Below are 19,942 nucleotides of genomic sequence, written 5' to 3'. Positions count from 1 at the left end.
GAGAAATTAAGGTTGTAAAGGTGTTAGCTTGTTCGTAGGCGTCATTACGCTTGGGGAAAGGTAAGCCGACAGGATATGTCTCATAAGTGTGCTGGAACGCATCGATGAACCGCAATATAGTAATCATCCCTATGTATGCAAGAAAGTAAAGGACTAATGCTTTGAGTGACGCTAATCCTAACAGGCTAAACAATGACCCCCGCACTATAAGTAGGATAATGACACGCATCCTTTCATTTCGACGCTTTGGATTCCAAAAAGGAGAAGTCAATGCCCAAAACTGAAATATCAAAGAAATTACCGGAAAATATAGCCACTCTAGGGCTAGAATCAGGCTGCGTACTGGTCTAGGAAGATTGTTAATAAAGGCAGCTAAGTCAAAAACTACAGAATCCACTTTATTAACATGATGAAAAATATGCTCTTGCGCCAAATCTTTAAATCTGGCATAACAACCACCATTTAGCCATAGCATGATGTTGCCACCAACGATATTCCAACGCATATTAGTGAAAATCGTGCCATGCATAAACTCGTGGGAAAAATAGGCAGATAGAGCCAAGCTATGGGTAAATAATATGACTCCCAAAATGTTAAGCCAAATATTTGCTATTACCAAGAGTACTAGCCCACCGCAATAGCCACTCAAGATGTAGAAGAGAGCAATAACATTCCACAAAGGCTTTTTTCTATTGATGTAATAGGAAACGGCGATGCCTTTTGTTGAAAAAATATTCATCACCATAATTACTACTCCAGCGAAAGAATCAGTTTCTAACAAAAAGTGTTGAAAAATACAATATCTTTTGGTTAGAAAAAACGCAGTACTTGTTTATAATTTGATGACAAAGCTACTCAATAATTGGTTCAGGGATAGCTGAAAAATGATATTTGCGAAATTGAGAATATATTGCCATTAATCTTTGTTTTTCGTCATTTCCAAAAACAGCAATTTTCTCCTCAAAAAGATTCTCGTAATGCTCTAATTCTGCTTTGATATATTGAGGTGCTTTTTCTTTATAAAGTGCCACAAACATCCGATAAGTATTATAGCTGTTTTGAGCAACGTCAGCAGCATAATTATTGAAATCGTCCTCAATATCAGCAATAACTTCTACTAACCAAACAAGAGATAAAAGATTTTCATCATATGGCTTTCCGAGCATTCGGAATAAAATGAGATGAAGAAGGCGAATATCAGAAGAACGTAATTCTGCGATCCGCATAACATCTGAATATTTTATTAATTTTTCAACCATTATCTTGTTTTCTAGCTGAATAAATTCTTCTCCTTGAGCTAATTCTTGCTCAATTACTGAATCATAATAATTTAGCTCCTTCAAAAAATTAATTAAACTATATTTTAAAATTTTTAAACTACTATCATCGTCATTTGGGCTATGTATAATTTTTAAACTTTGCCCTTGTTCCATAATTAAATCAGCTTGATAAATCGTAGCCTCGACACATGTAAGAACAGGAGAAAAAGTACAAATATCATTCGGGGAAAGACAATGAATTGGAAAATAAAACTGATAAACATATTTAATAATACGAGCCGATTTTTGCATCGCCTCATAAGAAATAAGAGGCGTTTGAGTAGTAATCAACATTGGTTATCTCCTAATGGATAGAGCTTACTCTTCTTGATTTGCTTTGTGATATTCTTCAAGTACTTTCTAAGTAAAAATGATTAATGACAAACAACTCAGAGTCTCTTAATTACTGTGGTCAATTCTTTTCCCTATGGGGCTGCACTGAGGTTAGACTGTAACTTTGCGCTTAACTTTGGCAGATTTGTAGAATAGTCTAAGTTTGAGTAATCATTTGCATTAATTCAATATTTGTGGGTAATAAAGTTTTGGATCTCGAGTTTAGGTAATATTTACTTGCTTCAATTGTAAATTCTGTTGTTGTCATTGTTCTCTCCTTTAAATTTTAATTCAGGATTTTGAGCTGGTATTGTTTTACTATTCATGCTTCGCTTAATAGCAAGCAAAAAAATACTCTCAAAGCAAATGTGTTAGCCGATAATCAGCTATCAATAATTTGCTAAAAAAGGCAGATATCAGAAGCACCCTGTGAAGTAGATTCATCTCTTAAGAGGAATGTTTGAACTCTCAGATGGCACTAAAGAAAAGCCTTGCAGCCCAAGCACCCCGCCAAAATCTTTGATTTAGCGATTTGCAATTAGCTCTGTTTTGTCACTCTCGGAAAATAATAACCTTAGTCAAGGTTTGAAGCTTTGATTTCATCAATATTTAAGCCTTTGTTTTCTAGTAGGAACTAAAATTTATACCTCAAAACTGGAAACTAAAGCTTCATAACTCTTTGGGCTATTGCATTATCCCAAAGTGGCAAAACAGGCTTAGTATGCAGTATGCCAAAAGTCCACACTAATTCTTTTCTTTTGCTTTCTTCACAAGCAATTTCAAAGATTTTTTATTAATCTCAACGTGCAGTTGATAAGCATCAATTTACCATGTATCTATAGATTTTTGAACTATTTATCTCAAAATCTTTACTCTTATTACTGATGGGTTACACAAACGGAAGTGTGGTAACAAATTTCAGGGACAGAACAAAAGACCTTGTTTGTCAAAATTCAATCATTTTGCCTCACTGCTTCATTTAACAAATGGGCAGAGTTTAAAGTTTATCAATTATAGAAATGCAGCTTTCTTCTGGCTGTAAATATGCAGATATCTCAGCACCATATTTTGCTACAAGGCATCAGTCCAAGACGTAGCACTATTACGACAGATGATTTAAGAGAAGAAAATTTAGCTACCAGACTACTCTGAGCAGTGTATTCTGAGCAGTGTATATAGTAGTTAAATCAGAAGCGTTTAGCTTGACTTTTGTAAGCAGTAGAAGTCGTTTGAAATTTTTAGGAATCAAGATTCACAGTTTTTAATTTCTCAGAATCCGAATGAGAATGCAAGGACAGTTAAGACAGTTAAGCAAACATTTAAGTAAGCTTCATCTAGCAGCTTATTTGCTTTACAGTAAAATTATAACGGTCGAATTCACAATGGTAAACAGTGATTCAAATGTCAATTTCAATTTACTAAGTATTATTACTATTTTGTAATAGCTTTAATTCAGAACTAAGTTTTACAATATCTAATTGAAGTTGCTCATTCGCAATTTTTAGTTCTTCTAATTGCGTTTTATATATATCACGCTCGGCTTTCAATTTCTCTAGTTCGTCTTGTTGAGACGTAAAAGAAAGTGCCATAAAATTGTTAGCCATTTGTTCCCTCTGATTAACCTCAACTTTAGGTAAGGTTAATGCTTCTACTTTATTTATATCACTCTGTTGAGTAGTTGAAGATATTTTTTGTTGCTGTTTTCTGGCTATTTTAGGAATTTTGTGTTTGTTGATGAGTTTCTTAGCAATATCTGGATCTATTAATTCCCCTGCCTTGATAATATCTATTGCTTCATCTCTAGCTGCTTGGGAAGTACTAGGAGCAGCCAGTTTACAGAGAGCAGTAGGAGTAATATTGTTAATCAAATTTCCGATAATCGGAAATTTGGATTCAAATGCTTTAGCAACGTTAATAAATTCATAAGCTGAAGTTTTAGCCATTCCAAACTCTTGCCGTAACCAAGGTATAAATTGACCATGCTCTATAATGTTTTGAGCTTCTAGCAAATTTAGACCAATGCAATAAATGTCCGTAGCACTTCGTTTTAGCCTACGTCGCGTATCTTCTGCTAAAGTAGTTAAGTGTTGTTGTTTTTCCTCATTAGTCTTGAAGTCTGACTTACTTTTTGGTACTAAAAGCTGGTCAACAATTACCTCTTGTTGCGTAGTTATTTCTTTGACCTCTATAGGTAAATCTACTAACTTTTCGTTACTAATTTTCATACAGTATATTCATGCCAGGAATTGTGTTTTTCGCAAAGGATATTCTTATCAAATGCTGGATGCTTAAATGCGCCTGTATAAGTTATTCAGATCAAGTTAATAACTTTATGCAACTTTTTACTAGAACTTAATAGAAGTACACAAACGAGTAAAGTAAATTTTATCTGTATAGCACTAACAAGGTGAGTCCTTGTGTAATATATTATACTTTCATTAAGCCAATCAGATTGAGAGTGATCCTATCTCTCCCACTTCACCAGCACCCCATCCACAATCGCAATCCTCCACTGGGGAAACTTAGCCAAAAGCTTTTTGATCACGATTTGCAAAGCCGGGTCATCATTCCAGCATTGTTGGAGAAAGTCAAAACCAGGATTTTCCCCTACCTGAGAAGCCATCTTCAGTTTCTCCATTCGCAATGGTCTAGCTTGGGATCTAACGGCGATGTCTTCTCTACGAGACGCTCCGCGAATGGCGGTAAACAACCCCTCACCAGATTTTTGCACTTGATAATTGACTACGGATAGATTCCACTGCTTCTCAAACTTGCTGATTGTTGCCCGAATGCTGGCGTAATACTTGCTGTCTAGCAAATATTGAATTACCCACAATGGGGGGCATTCTCCAATGTTTGCTCTATCCAACCATTCAAACATCTCACTTTGATTTAATGACACGGGCGCGGCGGAATCAGTGCCTTCATCACAGTCTTTCTGCTCAAAACCAGAGACTTGATTTTCTCCCAACAACGAAGCGGAATTACTTTGTTCTGCTTGCCCCTGAGTTTGATTAGCGATCGCAGAATTTAAATATTTTTCATTTTGTACGACGGGCACGGCGGAACAAGCACCTCCATGACAGTCTCTCGGCTCAACACCACAGTCTTGGTTTTCAGCCAACAACGAAGCAGCATTACTTTGTGCAGCATCCACAAGCGTTAGCAATGTACAGTCATTCGCCGTAGGCAATTCTTCAAGTTCTGACGCGCTTTCAATACGTTGAGGCGACGCGCCCCTCAAGGGCGCATGAGCCGTTTCCTCAACACGCGCATTTTTGTTTTGCGCGTCAGAACCAACTACCATACCAACAACCTTAGTTGGTTGTTGGTAGGTAGTTAACGGGTAGTTAGAAACGTTGTTAGGTTTTTGAAACCCTTGCAAATCCTCACTTTTTTGACCATTCTTTTGGAATGATTTCCAATCAGACTGAATTTGTTCCACTTTGGGATGGTTTTCATTCCGTCCGGGCTGGTTTATTTTCTCCTCGGCGTGGACGGCTTTCTCGTCACAAGAATTGGTTTCCGCAGACGTGAACGATTCCCAGTAAAAACGATTGTAATAACCGTGAAGGTTACGGACACGGTAGCTAATCAACCCAGGTCTACCAGAGGGTAAGCGACCAAATACTTCCTCAAACTGAAACAATCCTTGGGCAGTCAACGCTGCTCCTGCTTTTTGCAAGGATTTGTAGGTGAGGTTAGTATCAAGTTTATGGGCAGAACCACCAAATTGTTCAGCCGCCACGCTATCTAACCAAAGCTGCTGCACAGATGGAGGCTGTTGACGAACCCAGTTGATATCCTCAATTGATACCTTGCAATGTGGTCTAATCGATTTGTCTGCATCTGTTTGTTTGCGTAGACGCGAAGCGGCTTGTCCTTGGACATCGCTTCGCTGTTTGCTGCCACCGTTGATTGCTTTTAACGCTGTAGTAGTCATATTTCCCCCAAAATTTGCATGACAATATGAGCAGCATGGTTGCAATGCCGCATTTAAGTTTTTTGGCTATCTCAAAGCGAGTTTTTATCTACTGGTTTTCGCCCTGCCAGAATCGCAACTCGTCTCGGAAATACCTGTCAGTCTTTTTCGATTGCTCCTTCCAACAATCCCAGGCAACGATTACCTCATCTCCCAAATCTTCTAGAACTTCCCCTCTGGCGATATACAAAGTACGGTATGGGTCAGCATGGGCAACAATAGAACCAACGCCAATAGTGTGCGGTTGAAGGGATGCGTTCTGGAGTGCGGTAATTAGATTTGTCTCCTCACTGGTCAATTCCGCCCAGTAGTCTTGTTTGATTACCTCATACTCTTGGGCAACATTCAAAAACTCCTGCCACGTACACCCAGGCTTTGCAAGCACCCCCCGGATATCACTAACAGCCTCGGGCAGCATTTCCAATTGTTCGGCTCGATATGCGATCGCAGCTGGTGTAGGTTCACTTCCCAGAATTATCGCTGCTGCCTCCAATGCCTGAGTGTTGTTCATCGCACTGGCAAGGTTTTTCAACGCCATGCCCATCAACCGCAGACATTCTTGGGCATTCTCCTTGGGTGGCTCTTGAGCTAGCGATCGGAGATCAATTGTCTTCTCCAGCGCAAGTTTGACCTGCTTGTTCAACGCTTTAGTCGCTTGCTGGGTCATGGTATTTCCCCACTGTTGAACCGGATGCTGTTGTACGGCGTGTTCTAATTCCTGAATACGTTGCTGTAGTTGTTGATTTTCAATCTCCAGTTTCCGTAAACCCTCCATTTCATCCAAACGCTGCTGTAACTGAATATTCTGCTCTTTCTGCTGCTTGTACAGGTGTTGCAGAGATTGGATTTGCTCTTGTACTTGTTCTTCTGCTCTGGCCGATACCTCTGTTTGCAAACCAATTCTCAATTCCTGGGAAAGTCGCTCTAACTCAAGCTTATGTTGCTCTTTGATTTGGGCGATCGCTTCGGTATATTCTGCGGGGTAAGTGCGCCCACTCGATTCAGACACAATTGCGTCATTTAAACCAGCCAAATCACTATTGTTTACCAGCAGCCTCTCACCATCGCTGAAGGTAACAATCTGCTGATAGTTATTTGGAGCCGAAGCCTCAATCACTCCCGAATCCCCATATCTGGGATGTGAAAGGCAAGAAACAGTGACCAAATTACACAATTGCGTTTTTGGGTTTTCGCTTTTTGTGGCGTGTTTAGTTGTTGGTGCGACTTGCTGCACTGCTTTGGCGAAGTCGGCAGCAGTAGGGAAGGGTTTGCGATCGCAACAGCTTGGTGTAACTTGTCGGGAGTTTTGACCAGTTGGTGAAAGCCTTTTTGGGTTTTAGTTTCACTTTTGAGTTTTAGTTATTGGAGTGAAAATAAAAGCTCAAATATTTATTGAATAAAAGTTTCAAAATCTAGCTGAGATTATTGTTTTCAGAGTAACAAAACAGGGTTTTGAATCATAGCACGTTTATTAAAATTGGGGAAAATCACCGTTATAAAACATAATAACAAAGTGCAATTTGCTGGATAACTTACTGACAGATTGAATATTTATGTCATAAATGCACTATTAAATCTAAACAACTCTAAAGTAAGCTGTTATATGGCTGTTAAAACCTAAAAAATGAAGGAATTCTGGGATTAAAGCCCATAAAAGCCAATATTCAACATATAAAAAGGAGTCAGGAGTCAGAATACAGGAGTCAGAATACTGCACCCATAAAGGGATGGAGTTTATCGAGCGTTGTTTTCGCCCACGAGGGGCGTTAGCGTAGCAGGACGAAGTACGGGTTTTTATCAATATTCATCACCCACTCCTACAGAATTCATGCTGAATCCTGACTTCTGAATTCTTCTTATAAACATTTTAAATGTTTATCTATCTCAAAACAATGCAAAAAGTATAATGGATATCCCATTGAACAGTTTTAAAGCAGAGGTTATCCAAATTCTTATTGTAGAAGATGAGTTTATACTTGCAGCTAACTTAAAAGAAAGTTTAGAGTATCTTGGATATGATGTTGTAGATATTGTAGACTCAGCAGAAACAGCGATTGAAAAAGTTGCGGAACTTCATCCAGACTTGGTATTAATGGATATTAAACTTCGAGGTGAAATGGATGGTATTGATGCGGCAGAAAAAATCTGGAATTCCCTTCAAATCCCGTTTATTTATATTACAGGACATTCAGATAAAAGTACAGTAGAAAAAGCAACCAAGATATTTACTTTTGGTTACATTATCAAACCAGTTACAACAAAAAACCTCTATGCTGCTATTCAAACAGCACTCAGTATTTTTAAATACAAACAAACAGACTTATTACTACAAAAAGCGCATGAGGAATTACAAGCGAACGTTCGAGAATTCATTACAAAAATTGCTCTATCTAATGATGAATTAAAGGTAAAAAATACTACTCATCAAGTCAAGCCAGAACAGGCAGTAAAGGAGGAGAGCGTTTATTCTACTGATAAGCCTACCTCTTTGTTAACCTCACGCCAAATTGAAGTTTTACGATTGATTGCAGAGGGATTTTCTACAAAAGATATTGCAGAATTATTAAATATTAGTTCTAAAACAGTCGAAGCACACCGAGTACAACTGATGAAACGACTGAAGATTTATGATGTTGTAGGTTTAGTACGCTATGCAGTTTGGAAAGGAATGGTAGCTTTTGATACTAAAAAACGCATTAATGATAAAGGGGAGTATAGGACTAAGGAAAATCCTTAGATAAAATAAGGATTTTCCTAATTGTATTTCTATCGTATTTATAGTAGTGTCTATAACACTACATAATAATACAAATGAAAAATAAGTAGAAAGTATTGCAGGAATGCGTGTGATTTTATTGGAAAATTACACTAGTCTAGAATTATATAACACGGCTTATGTGAGTTGATATGATTCCAAATAGATTATTAATTGAAGGTTAAACTTCTTGATATTTCTGGGTAGTCTTCAAATCTTATAAGACGTGCAATGGTTATCAATACTAAAAAGGTAGCTAGATTCCTACTACTTTTTATCTTGATTAGAGCAAATATATTTTTATGAAGATCCTTATCTAGCAAAGGGGTAAAAATTTCTGTGCGTTTGCCAGAATGACACTACTTACACTAATCATTATACAGATTAGTATCTCAATCAAAATAAAGAAACGCTTTTATACATCTTGTGTTTTATGAGAACTGAAGATGAGTCAGGTAAAGGAATTATATTCAGTTCATTCTGGAATTGAAACTTAACCGCATGATGCAGTTAGGTAAGCCGGACTGCCAGAAAATAGCAGACTAATTACCGCTCAAATCCATAAAAGATGTGTTTTTTTTCGATTCATATAGAAAAGCCTTGAGCAACACATAAATTGTGTCAAAAGACAAGTGGATAATTTTTCTAAAATCTGCATAAATAGCTAAAAATCAGTAGATAAAACGATGAGTCACAACACCAACTTAAAGGCTCTGTTAAAAGAAATTTAAGCTCATTGGGCTGCTGTGATTCCATGTTTTCATAATGCGCTCAAAAATAGGACTTTAATTAGAAGGCGTGACATTATGGTTAGTAATTCTCCAGAAGGTGGAATTCACAATTTATACGCTTTGCTTGTGGGTATCGATAATTATCCCCAGCCAATTCCGCCCCTCAGAGGTTGTGTAAACGACATTACAGCAATAGAAACCTATCTAAAAAACCAGATTGCTGGAGAATGGAAACTGAGAGAATCCAGAATCCTTACGAATGAACAGGCTACTCGTGAGGCAATTATTGATGGTTTTCAAAATTATCTTTGTCAAGCTGGGAGCGACGACATTGCTCTATTCTACTATTCAGGACATGGAGGTCAAGAAAAAGCTCCCGAAGAGTTTTGGCATTTAGAACCAGACCATTTAGATGAAACTTTAGTTTGCTACGACAGCCGTACTCCAGGGAATCACGATTTAGCTGATAAAGAACTTAGGTATTTGCTGGTTCAACTAGCAAAGAAAAATCCCCGTGTTATCGTGATTCTGGATTCCTGTCACTCAGGTTCGGGAACTAGAAATATCCCTCAAGGAGTACGTCTAGCCCCAGAAGATACGAGAGATCGCGCTTTATCTAGCTTCATTTTTGCCGAGGACGCAACTTTTAAAAATCTCCTACTAACTTCATCAGAAGTTAATAAGAAAAAAACAGGATTAGATTTGCCCAAGGGAAGACATATTCTGTTAGCAGCTTGTCGAGATGACCAATATGCAAAGGAACATCAAGGGGATGATGGTGTAACTAGAGGGGCTTTTTCTTACTTTTTTGTCAAAAGCTTGGAGCAAACTAATGGCAGCTTATCTTACCTGGATTTAGCTAGAAATATAGAAGCTTTAGTTAAGGGGAAATTTCAAGATCAAGTGCCTCAACTTGAAGCAACTAATCCAGAAGACTTAAAAGAATTGTTTTTAGGGGGGGCGATTCCGGAACGTCCTTCTTACTTTATCTTAAGCTACAGTACACGCCCTAACGAGGGGGGTTGGGAAATTGATGGTGGGGTATTACAGGGTATTCCCAAACCAGTTTATGCTGATGAGACCACCTTCTTAGCTATATTTCCGGTGGGAAGTACATCCGAACAATTAACGCAAGTATCAAATACTTCACAAGCACGAGTGACCCAGGTATTAACCCAAAAAAGCAAGGTGGAAATTATCCAGGGTGAAGAGGGTTTAGACAAAAATAAAAGTTATTGGGCAGTCGTTACTAGTTTGCCTCTAGCCCCTTTAAAGGTTTACATTCAGGGTAATTCGGCAGAAGAAACAGGCATAGTCTTAGGAAAGAAAGCTTTAGAAGAAGCAAATTCTGGTCAAAAGTCGCTATACGTTAAGCAAGTTGAAAACTCCACAGATGCTGATTTTACCCTGATGGTCAGCAATGGGCAATACTTGATTACTCAAGGTGAACTTCCAGTTGTTGCTCCTATTCCCCAACAAGCTGGTTATAGCAAAGATGCTGCTTTAGAGGCAATTCACACTTTAGAAGCGATCGCGCGTTGGCGGAATATTCTCAACTTAAAGAGTCCTCAAAGCAGCGAGATTAAGTTTCAAGATGTGGAGATGGAGATTAATCTTATTGGTTATGAAGGAAAAGATGGAGAGATTAAGCCCAATTTAGACTCAAACAAATCCTTAACCACAAGCTCGGAAATACGTTTAGAGTACAAATATGAAGATGGAGAGTGGAAAAAACCAGTCATCCAAGTAAAGCTGCTTAATCACCGTAACCTGAAATTGTATGCTAATGTCATCGATTTAGCTGATGATTATTCTGTGGCAGTTCCTTTTTTTGAGGAGAGAAGTAGTGTAGGGCTTCCACCCCAAACAGCAGAGGGAGCAGGAATTGTTGCCGGATATGATGATATTAGCCTCTCTATCCCAGATAAGTTTTTAGAACAAGGCATTACTGAATACAAAGATATTTTGAAGCTGATTGTTAGTAAGACAGACTTTAATGCCAGTTTACTGGAGCAACAAGGACTAGAGCCTCCAAGCAGAGGTATGCGAGGAATAGAACCCGAAAGTAGTCTCGACCGTTTAATGGATCGTGTCTATAGCCGTAATGCGGCTCGCGCTGGAAAAAAAATTGACGATTGGATCGCCAAAGAGGTGGCAGTTACTATTGTCAAGCCACGGGATGCCGAACAGCTTCAAGCGGGCAAAGGCGCAAAACTTGTCAATGGTTTGGTAGAAGTTCAACCTCATCCCAGTTTACAGGCACAAGTAACCCTGACCACTGTTTCTCAAACCACGCGAGATATTGGTAATCGAATTGCACCACCGATTTTGTGGGATGAACAGGGGGTTATTGAGTTGTTTCGATTTACCACTAGTCGTGGGAGCGATCCCGGTTTGAGTGCTGTGGAGTTATTTGATGTTAAAGGTGTTGAATCAGTCACAAAAGATACACCTTTAACTTTACTGGTTAAGCAAGTTTTAGAGGAGGGGGAGTATCTTTTACCTATCAGCTACGAAGGGGAGTTTTGCCTGCCTCTCGGTCGCGGAGTCAAGCAGGGAGACAAAATAGAAATCAAGCTGGAACACTTACCTCAACCGACTACAAGTAGCCGTAGCTTGGGTGGTTCAATCAAAATTTTCTTCAAAAAGGTTCGCGCCTCAAAGCTAGGACATACCAATGAATATCCCATCTTAGCAGCAGCAGAGGTGAGGGAACAAGATCAGAAGATCAAGGTTGTTTACAAAAAAGATCCAAAAGAAGTAAAAAACCTAGTTGCTTCCTCTGAGAAGATAGTCCTCTACATTCACGGTATTATCGGCGATACCGAAAGTATGGTTAGTAGCGTTCAACAGGCAAAGGTAGAAGTAAATGGTCAATTACGTCCGCTACGGGAACTTTATGACCTAGTTTTAACTTTCGATTACGAAAATCTGAATACCACTATTGAAGAAAATGCGCGATCGCTCAAACAACGCTTGGAATCTGTAGGTTTAGGCGCAAATCACGGTAAAGAGTTACATATTGTTGCCCACTCAATGGGGGGATTAGTTTCTCGCTGGTTTATCGAACGTGAAGGCGGACATCAAATAGTTCAACATTTAGTCATGTTGGGAACTCCTAACGCGGGTTTTCCTTGGCCAGCAGTTCAGGATATGACTTTTGCACTTTTAGGGTGGGGTCTAAATCAAGTGCCGGAGATGGTTTGGCCCGCTAAAGTCGTGGCTGATTTAGTCGTTAAGTCACTAGATTTTGTGGATGCAAATGTGAATGCGCTCAACCAAATGCAACCTGACTCAGAATTTTTCCAGGCGATTGCTAATAACCCAGACCCCCAGATTCCTTACACCATTATTGCTGGAGATAGATCGATTCCCACATTAAAGCAGCAATCGAGTCGCTTAGGGCTATTAAAGGAAAAACTTTTTGCTCCAGTTGTGAATAAGGTGGTTGATGGTTTGGTGTTTGGGGGAGAACCTAATGATATTGCTGTTCACCTAGCCAGTATTAAAAGTGTGAGTGGCGATCGCAAACCTCAGCCAAAAGTTTTACCGAATGTTGCTTGCGATCATTTGACCTATTTTACTACCGAAGCGGGTTTAAAAGCATTGGTGGATGCTCTCCATCCATAGTTACAACTGCCCTTCTGATTCGTCAAACCGGATGAGAAGGGCATAAACCATAAAGAAAATTGAAAATTCCTTAACTTTAGATAACAAAAAAGGGATTATTTTATGGCAAAGATTAATAGAAGTTTAGCGATCGTCATTGGCATTGACCAATATACCCATATTCGTAAACTTAAAAGTGCTGTCAATGATGCGAAGGAAATCGCTGATGTTCTCGAAAAAAGATATAAGTACAAGGTCTTACGTTTGCTAGATGGAGAAGCAACTAACGAAAATCTTAGTCATCTCTTAAAAAATCTTGCTCATGAAACCAATGAAACCAATAAAACCATCCAGATTGGTGATGAGCGAATTCAAGTCGGAAAGAGCGATCGCATTTTGTTTTACTTTGCTGGACACGGGTTCCCTGAAGAGACAGAAGAAAGCGAGGATGGTAAACCAGCAGGTTATCTGATGCCACAAGATAGTCAGCAAAATGATAAACGTACCTGGCTGTCGATGCAGAAGCTACATGATGCTCTCACTAACTTAGAGTGTCGGCATCTGTTAATGATTCTCGACTGTTGCTTTGCAGGTAGGATTCTTTGGGCAGGATTAAAGCGGAATGCAGGGCGATCTCGTAAAATGTATCGACAAAGCTATGACCGCTTCACAAAATTTCCGGCTCAACAGGTCATTACATCAGCCGCCCATGACGAGGAAGCGGCTGATTTGTCTCGTCTTGCAACAAGAGAGGTTGGAGAAAATGGACACTCTCCCTTCGCCGAATTGCTACTGAAAGTGCTAAAAGCCGAACCAGAGGAACTCAAGAAGGATATCTCTCTCGAGGCAATTATCGACGATGGGGTCATTACTGCCCATGAACTCTTTACTTATCTGCAAAATAAACTAGGGGATGATGCAGAAAAACAAACTCCAGGACTCTTTCACCTCAAAAAGCACGATAAGGGCGAGTATATCTTTGAGCTACCTGGTTTTAATGAGAAAAAACTAGAAGAACTTAAGCTGGATGAAAGTACTAATCCCTACAAAGGTTTAGCGTCATTTGAAAAAGAAGATAGTCAGTTATTTTTTGGCAGAAAAAGGCTGATTGAAGGCTCAAAAGAGAAAGAAGGTCTCCTTGAAAAAGTAAGCAAGAATCAACTTACGGTGGTGTTAGGGCTTTCGGGATCGGGTAAATCTAGCTTAGTAAAAGCTGGCTTAATTCCGGCGCTAATATCAGAGGAAAAAACTAGGTGGTACGTTCTGGAACCGATGCGACCTGGAGAACTTCCTATTAATGCTCTAGCAAGCGCAATTCTGCCAATTAAAAATGTCGATTTGGTCACTCAACTGGCTAAAGTTAATTTCCTTGATGATATTCTCAAGTCAAAAACTCAACAAAGGCAAAAGTCGGAATTAAATGACGAAAACGAAAAAAAATTTAATATTCTTGTAAAAGCTTGGCAAGGGGCAAGCCCAGAAGCAAAGTTATTACTTGTTTTAGATTATTTTGAGCAGTTAGAAAAATTATGTAGTGATTCAGAAAAACAAAAATTAAAAAAAATATATTTTAGTATTTTAGAGACTCTTAATTTATTAATTAAAGAACTGCAAGATTCTCAATATTATTTAATTGAAATTATCAAAGGATGGAGTATAAATAATCCGAATTTTAGGCTAATAATAACAATTGACCAATGTGAAGAATTAATGACATTATGCAAGAATGAGCAAGAAAGAGAAGATTTTTTGCGCTTGTTAGCAGAAGCTTTCGCATCAAAAGAATTATCAGAAAACTTACGAGTTGTGCTAACTTTGCGCTCTGAATTTGAACCTCAACTCAGAGATATGAATAAGAAAAAATATGAGAATGAAGTTTGGCAAGAAGCTTGGCAAAATGTTTGGCAAGATGGGAGATTTTTTGTGACTCCAATGGACAGAGAAGAATTACAAAAAGCGATTGAAGAACCTGCTGCACAACGGGCATTATTTTTTGAGTCTCCTAAGTTAGTCAATGAGTTGATTGACGAAGTTGTTCAAATGCCGGGGGCTTTACCGCTACTTTCTTTCACATTGAGCGAGCTTTATTTGAAGTATCTCAAAGCTGAACCAGAAGGTAGGACTGACCGAACAATTACTGATAAAGATTATAGAGAAATAGGTGGGGTTACACGCTCTCTAACCCAAACTGCTGACGATACGTATAAAAAATTAGTAAATCAAGAAAAAGTTGATGAGTCAATTATTCCTCATATAATGTTGCGAATGGTAGCTAGTAGTGGTGGTGGACTAGCTCGCAGAAGAGTACCAGTATCTGAATTGATTTATCCAGATTCAAAAAACCTAGATTCAAAAAATGAACAGGTACAGAAAATAATCCAACAGTTTGTAGAAGCTCGTTTGCTTGTTACAGGAAAGAATACGGAAAATCAAGACGCAGAAAATCAAGATTATGTAGAACCTGCCCATGACGCTTTGGTGCGGGGATGGGATTTATTACAGAACTGGATCGCGAAGTTGGAGCAAGAAAAATTACCACTTCAACAGCGTCAGCGTCTTACTATAGACTCGTTTTATTGGAAAAGACAAGGTGAGAATAAAGACGCTCTCTGGAAAGAAGACGACTTGCGGATTGCATTGTTAGAAAAAATCATAAATGATAAAAATAAACCTGAAAATAATTGGCTAAACGAATTAGAGACACGTTTTGTTGAGGCTTGTGTAAAGAATCGCGATCAAGAAGAGGAAGGAAGATTAGACACAAGCCTTGAAATTGGTATCACCTCTTCACAGCGGCTTTTTGATACTGGTAGGAAATTTGATGCGCTGACGACTCTAATCAAAACAGGAAAAAGTTTAAATGAGCAACTAGAAAAGTATGAATCTTCCAGACTTTACTTTCTAATTTCATTCAGGGATATGTTTGGGGAATTAGAGCCATGTACGAGCATTGCTGCACATGAAGGCAAAGTTACGAGTATAGGTTTTAATTCTCATAAAAATATCATGGCTTCGTCCGATAGCAAAACAATTAAGCTTTGGAATGCGGATGGAACTATTAGGCAAACTTTAGAGAGAGAAAGAGGTAATGAAGTTGAAGATTTAGAGTTTAGCCGTAGTGGTGAATTTCTGGCTGCTGCTGATGAGAATGGGAATATCGATCTCTGGCAAATATCAAAAAACAGTACTGAAGATACAATCGAGAAAAATACTTTTCTATTTCATAAAACGTTTAGCCGCTACCACCCAGCCAACTGCATAAGGTTTAAGCCAGATGATGAAACTCTTGTTTCATGCGATGGTTCTACAGTAATTCGTTGGACAGCAGAGAGTAGTTCAGTTGATCCTTTAATTATCTTGGGAGATCCTACTTCCAAAAGTAATGATGATAGTGCCACTTGTGTAGCTTTTAGTCCAGATGGTGGAATGATTGCGGCTGGTTATGCAAAAGGTGTTGTAAAGTTATGGAAATCTGATGGGTGTAGAATTTATACCTTTAAAGCTGCTGAATCTAAATCTGTTAATTCAGTAAATTTTAGTCACAATGGTGAAACTTTAGTTGTAGGCTGTGCAAATGAGCTTCAGTTTTGGTCAACTAAAAAAGAATCTATAGAGCCTGAAGTGATACGTGTTTTAAACGCAGATATTAGGTATGTTACTTTCAGTCCTGATGATAATTTACTTGCTTTGGTTGATACTAAAAATATAATTACATTATGGCTAAAAAACGATAGAAACTGGTTAAATTCCGATACTCAAATCAAAAAACTTAGAATATTAAAACATGAAGATTCATATAATAAACCAATAGCAAAAGTTTGTTTCTTAAACAAGTTAGATAAATCTCTATCAATCGCTTACAACTATGGCAAGACTATTCAATTTTGGAATTGCATTGATAAATTAAGTGGATATTGTCAAGACGATGAGAAATTTTATGGTCATACTGGTACGATTATGTCAATTGCTCTGAGCGGGGATGGTAAAACCATTGTCACAACAAGCTTAGACAGAACTATAAAAGTATGGAGTAACATCGGTACGCTATTAGAAACCTTGCATAGTGGTAAGCAAAATTACGATCCACTCGATAGAGTCAAGATTAGCCGAGATGGTCAGACAATTATTGTTGTTCTTGGAATTGGAAAAGTAATAGTTTGGAGAAAAAATGAAAATCTTAGATATGATAAAATTTATGAAAAAGAAGAATTTATTAGCGAATTTGACGTTAGTCTCAGTGGTAATTATTGTTTGACAGTAAGTCGAGATAATGGTGTTATGAAGGTCTTTGGTCTACTTGAAAATAGATATCAACTTATTTTTGAAGAAACTAATCAGGCCAAAGTAAACTTCGACTACATCGGTGAAGTAATTACTTCAGTCAATGCTGATAAGATTGTCAATATATGGAGGATCAAAGATGGTTCTTTAGTTAAAACTATCAGTGGCTTTGGGAATAACGTTCAATATGCCAACTTCTTCCATAATGATAGTTTGGCTTCTGCTGACCAGAAGAGTTGGGTTGTTACGATTGATGGAACTTCTGAATTAAACCTTTGGAAGGTGGACGGAGAGTTAGAGAGACAAGTCAAACGTGACATTGGAGCTAGGATTGTTGATTTACAGTTCACAGGAAAGACTATTTTAATACTTAGTGAGTCTAGCACTGGAGAATTCTATATAGAATTGTACAGTTTGAGCAGTACTAGGATTAAAACTATCCCCTTAGCTTATGGAAGGCTCTCTACGATGAGTTTAAACATGGATTGTAAAGTAATTGCAGTGGCAGATTCGGAAGTAGCTCATTACGAAAATAGGGTGAGATTGCTGAATTTTGATCTAGCCAATTTAGAACAAGATTTAGTAAGCCTTAAATCAGGTATCCGAAGTAAGTTTGAGATTATTAATGAGCAAATGATGTAACCATGCTAAGAGTAGCAATACTCTATTTAGATCGGCATCATTCGATTTAACCAAAACAGATGTTGTCATGAAATTGTACAGTCTTGCAGTTCTATTAATATGGAGATTCTCACTATGAAAGTTATCACTTTTGTCTACAATTCTGTTGCTAAGGTATCTAGTTCTGTATCCATTGGGCTTCTTGTATCGGGGATCATAGCAGGTACATCTGCTTGTAATCGAGAAAATATCACAACTGTTCAACATGGTTCTGAGGAACTGGTTTCTATTCCTACAGTCTTAAAAGTACAGCAGATTAAAGCTGAAAATCCTGATGCTTCCAAACCTTTGCCAAAATCAAACTCACCTCACTCATCGCGTACTTTGCCCTCTTACACCCAAGTCCAAAATGTACAACCATCCCTTGAGCCGAAAGAGAATGGTAAGTTGCGATTCGTTAATGACACTCCCTATATGTCTATTGTGTATATCTATGCTTCCACAGAGAAGTCTTACAAATATGCTTATGTCCCTCCATGCACAACGAGAGAGCTTTATGACACCTATAGTAATTCACAATTAATTAGTCTCAATGGTCATGCAAAGTTCCCTATTGCTAAGAAAGCTAAACGAGAAGATGACTTTTTTGCGATTAAGATGTCTGCTTTGGTAGATTATGGCGAACAAGAACAGCTATGCGAATTCAATCCTTCTAAAGCTGTTGATATAAGTCTTCGGAGTGCAGTAGGGGGATTCTTAGGTGATTCTCTATCATGGATATTTAGCAAACCTAACCTTTTGCCTGAAGAGACATTCAAGATCGTGCGAGAATTTTTGTCATCTAAAATCCCTGTTGGCATTAAGCAGACTTCAAATATTTCTGAGCAAGTTTCAGAACAATTGGCTAATAAAATAGACTTTTTGTATAAAAGTGAAAAGATACCTGATACAGTGGAGATTATTGAATCTTACGATAAGCTACAAGAAGCAATTTGGCTAAGGCAACTTATCCAAAATGACTCTATAGATGAAAAATCTAGGTATTTGTTATCCTCTACGCGCAGAAAAATTGAATTAGGGGAGATTGAGAATGTAGACGAACTGACAACTCATCTTAATACACTAAAGGAAGACCCATACTGTGCTGGTTTGTATAAAATTTTTCTAAATAGCATGATAAATGCTGCACCTGAACTTTATCAAACTTTTGCACGAGGTAAGAAAATAAAAGATGATATAAAGTTTTCTTATGGCGGTCAACCTAAATTTAAACCCCTTCGAGTTAACAATGTACTAGTCGCGGGAACTATTCAAACCCAGCCACAATGTGCATCCACAATAAATAATAATCCTGTCTTCACTCTTATTTCTGATTATTCTCGTACTCGATTTCAGACGGTTCTTCAATAAGGTGCTTCATTAGACTTGAAAGTGCAGTCTTCTGCTTTTTACATAGCTCACATCTTTGCTGTTGGTACAGAAGAAGTGCGATCACTTGTCGTCTGATTTACTACGGTTGGTTGCCAAGTGCGATCGCCTTCTCAAAACCTCTTGGGATAGAAGTGCGATCGCCCTCCCAAAATTTTTGCTACAGAAGAGACATCTCCAAAATAGTAACATTCTGTAGTAAAAGAACATTAAGGAACTTTTTTACACAAAAACATGAGCAACATACTGAATTATATTGAAGAGAATCCTAAAGAAACACAGCGCTTAATTGGTCTGAAGTATGAATCGCTCAGATTTTGATGCCAAACAAAGATTTAAAGGAGATAAGGCATATATTGGAGAAAATTTAATTACAACTCCAATTAAGAAACCAAAAAGTCAAGAACTACCAACTGAACAGAAAGAACAAAACAAAATATTTTCATCTAAACGAATCTTTGTTGAACATCGAATTCGATAAGTCAAAATATTTCGAGTTGTTCAAGAAAGATTTAGGTTAAATCCCCACAAATATGAGCAAGTAATTTTGACGATTTGTGGAGTAAGGTTACGGATTCTAGGGCTAATATTATCATTAAAATATCAGCTATATCATCAGGTTGAAATTACTGCATATAACTAGATATTTTTGCCTAATTATCAACAGCAAATATCTCAAATTCTTATTTTATCGTACAGGATAGCTAATTTAAAATAATTGCATTTGGAGGCTACAGCCTAATAACAGCAAAGTTTTGAATGTTTTCGGAGATGTCTAAAGGGTTTTCGTAAACATCGTATGAAACCACAACATGAATGGTAGCCGCTATTCATTCCACTTCACCAACACCCCATCAACAATCGCAATCCCCCACTGGGAAAA

The 19,942-nt window shown here is 38.1% G+C and carries 10 protein-coding genes and 1 pseudogene; 6 read left to right on the top strand and 5 right to left on the bottom strand.

The window, feature by feature from the left end; translation table 11 throughout:
• The 5 genes and pseudogenes from ACWATR_RS36975 to ACWATR_RS36955 form a co-directional block, all read right to left on the bottom strand.
• The coding region (locus ACWATR_RS36975) for a fatty acid desaturase (RefSeq protein ID WP_460344380.1) at window positions 1-745 on the bottom strand (745 nt) is incomplete at its 3' end.
• 106 nt (window positions 746-851) lie between these two features.
• On the bottom strand, window positions 852-1,613 hold the full coding sequence (locus ACWATR_RS36970) for a hypothetical protein (RefSeq protein ID WP_460344377.1): 762 nt from the start codon (window positions 1,611-1,613) through the stop codon (window positions 852-854).
• A gap of 1,457 nt (window positions 1,614-3,070) precedes the next feature.
• Window positions 3,071-3,877 (bottom strand): DUF3102 domain-containing protein, encoded by an 807-nt coding sequence (locus ACWATR_RS36965; RefSeq protein ID WP_460344374.1) that lies wholly within the window; start codon window positions 3,875-3,877, stop codon window positions 3,071-3,073.
• A 239-nt stretch (window positions 3,878-4,116) separates the two neighbouring features.
• The gene (locus tag ACWATR_RS36960) at window positions 4,117-5,595 is read right to left on the bottom strand and encodes a hypothetical protein (RefSeq protein ID WP_460344371.1); all 1,479 of its coding nucleotides are present in this window, start codon (window positions 5,593-5,595) and stop codon (window positions 4,117-4,119) included.
• A gap of 88 nt (window positions 5,596-5,683) precedes the next feature.
• Window positions 5,684-6,951 (bottom strand): annotated as a pseudogene (locus tag ACWATR_RS36955) (hypothetical protein); the annotation flags it as partial.
• Window positions 6,952-7,540: 589 nt separating this feature from the next.
• Between ACWATR_RS36955 and ACWATR_RS36950 the strand changes: the two are divergent.
• From ACWATR_RS36950 to ACWATR_RS36925, 6 genes are all read left to right on the top strand, one after another.
• Window positions 7,541-8,371, top strand: a complete 831-nt coding sequence (locus ACWATR_RS36950) for a response regulator (protein ID WP_460344368.1) — start codon at window positions 7,541-7,543, stop codon at window positions 8,369-8,371.
• A gap of 824 nt (window positions 8,372-9,195) precedes the next feature.
• Window positions 9,196-12,750, top strand: a complete 3,555-nt coding sequence (locus tag ACWATR_RS36945; protein ID WP_460344365.1) for a caspase family protein — start codon at window positions 9,196-9,198, stop codon at window positions 12,748-12,750.
• A 102-nt stretch (window positions 12,751-12,852) separates the two neighbouring features.
• Window positions 12,853-17,652: an nSTAND1 domain-containing NTPase gene (locus ACWATR_RS36940; protein WP_460344362.1), complete on the top strand. Its 4,800-nt coding sequence runs from the start codon at window positions 12,853-12,855 to the stop codon at window positions 17,650-17,652.
• A gap of 114 nt (window positions 17,653-17,766) precedes the next feature.
• Entirely contained in the window at window positions 17,767-19,041 is a 1,275-nt protein-coding gene (locus tag ACWATR_RS36935; RefSeq protein WP_460344359.1) for a hypothetical protein, read from the top strand.
• Between the two features lie 85 nt (window positions 19,042-19,126).
• On the top strand, window positions 19,127-19,258 hold the full coding sequence (locus ACWATR_RS36930; protein ID WP_460344356.1) for a hypothetical protein: 132 nt from the start codon (window positions 19,127-19,129) through the stop codon (window positions 19,256-19,258).
• Between the two features lie 102 nt (window positions 19,259-19,360).
• On the top strand, window positions 19,361-19,540 hold the full coding sequence (locus ACWATR_RS36925) for a transposase family protein (RefSeq protein ID WP_460344353.1): 180 nt from the start codon (window positions 19,361-19,363) through the stop codon (window positions 19,538-19,540).
• Window positions 19,541-19,942: the final 402 nt, after the last annotated feature.

Source organism: Nostoc sp. UIC 10890, from assembly GCF_054786515.1.
Note: the sequence above shows the minus strand (reverse complement) of the source record. Positions and strands in the feature narration are given on the sequence as shown.

Excerpts from the sequence above, each read along its gene's own strand:
- ACWATR_RS36970 (WP_460344377.1), bottom strand. The coding sequence starts at position 1,613 with ATGTTGATTACTACTCAAACGCCTCTTATTTCTTATGAGGCGATGCAA.
- ACWATR_RS36965 (WP_460344374.1), bottom strand. The coding sequence starts at position 3,877 with ATGAAAATTAGTAACGAAAAGTTAGTAGATTTACCTATAGAGGTCAAA.
- ACWATR_RS36960 (WP_460344371.1), bottom strand. The coding sequence starts at position 5,595 with ATGACTACTACAGCGTTAAAAGCAATCAACGGTGGCAGCAAACAGCGA.
- ACWATR_RS36950 (WP_460344368.1), top strand. The coding sequence starts at position 7,541 with ATGGATATCCCATTGAACAGTTTTAAAGCAGAGGTTATCCAAATTCTT.
- ACWATR_RS36945 (WP_460344365.1), top strand. The coding sequence starts at position 9,196 with ATGGTTAGTAATTCTCCAGAAGGTGGAATTCACAATTTATACGCTTTG.
- ACWATR_RS36940 (WP_460344362.1), top strand. The coding sequence starts at position 12,853 with ATGGCAAAGATTAATAGAAGTTTAGCGATCGTCATTGGCATTGACCAA.
- ACWATR_RS36935 (WP_460344359.1), top strand. The coding sequence starts at position 17,767 with ATGAAAGTTATCACTTTTGTCTACAATTCTGTTGCTAAGGTATCTAGT.
- ACWATR_RS36925 (WP_460344353.1), top strand. The coding sequence starts at position 19,361 with ATGAATCGCTCAGATTTTGATGCCAAACAAAGATTTAAAGGAGATAAG.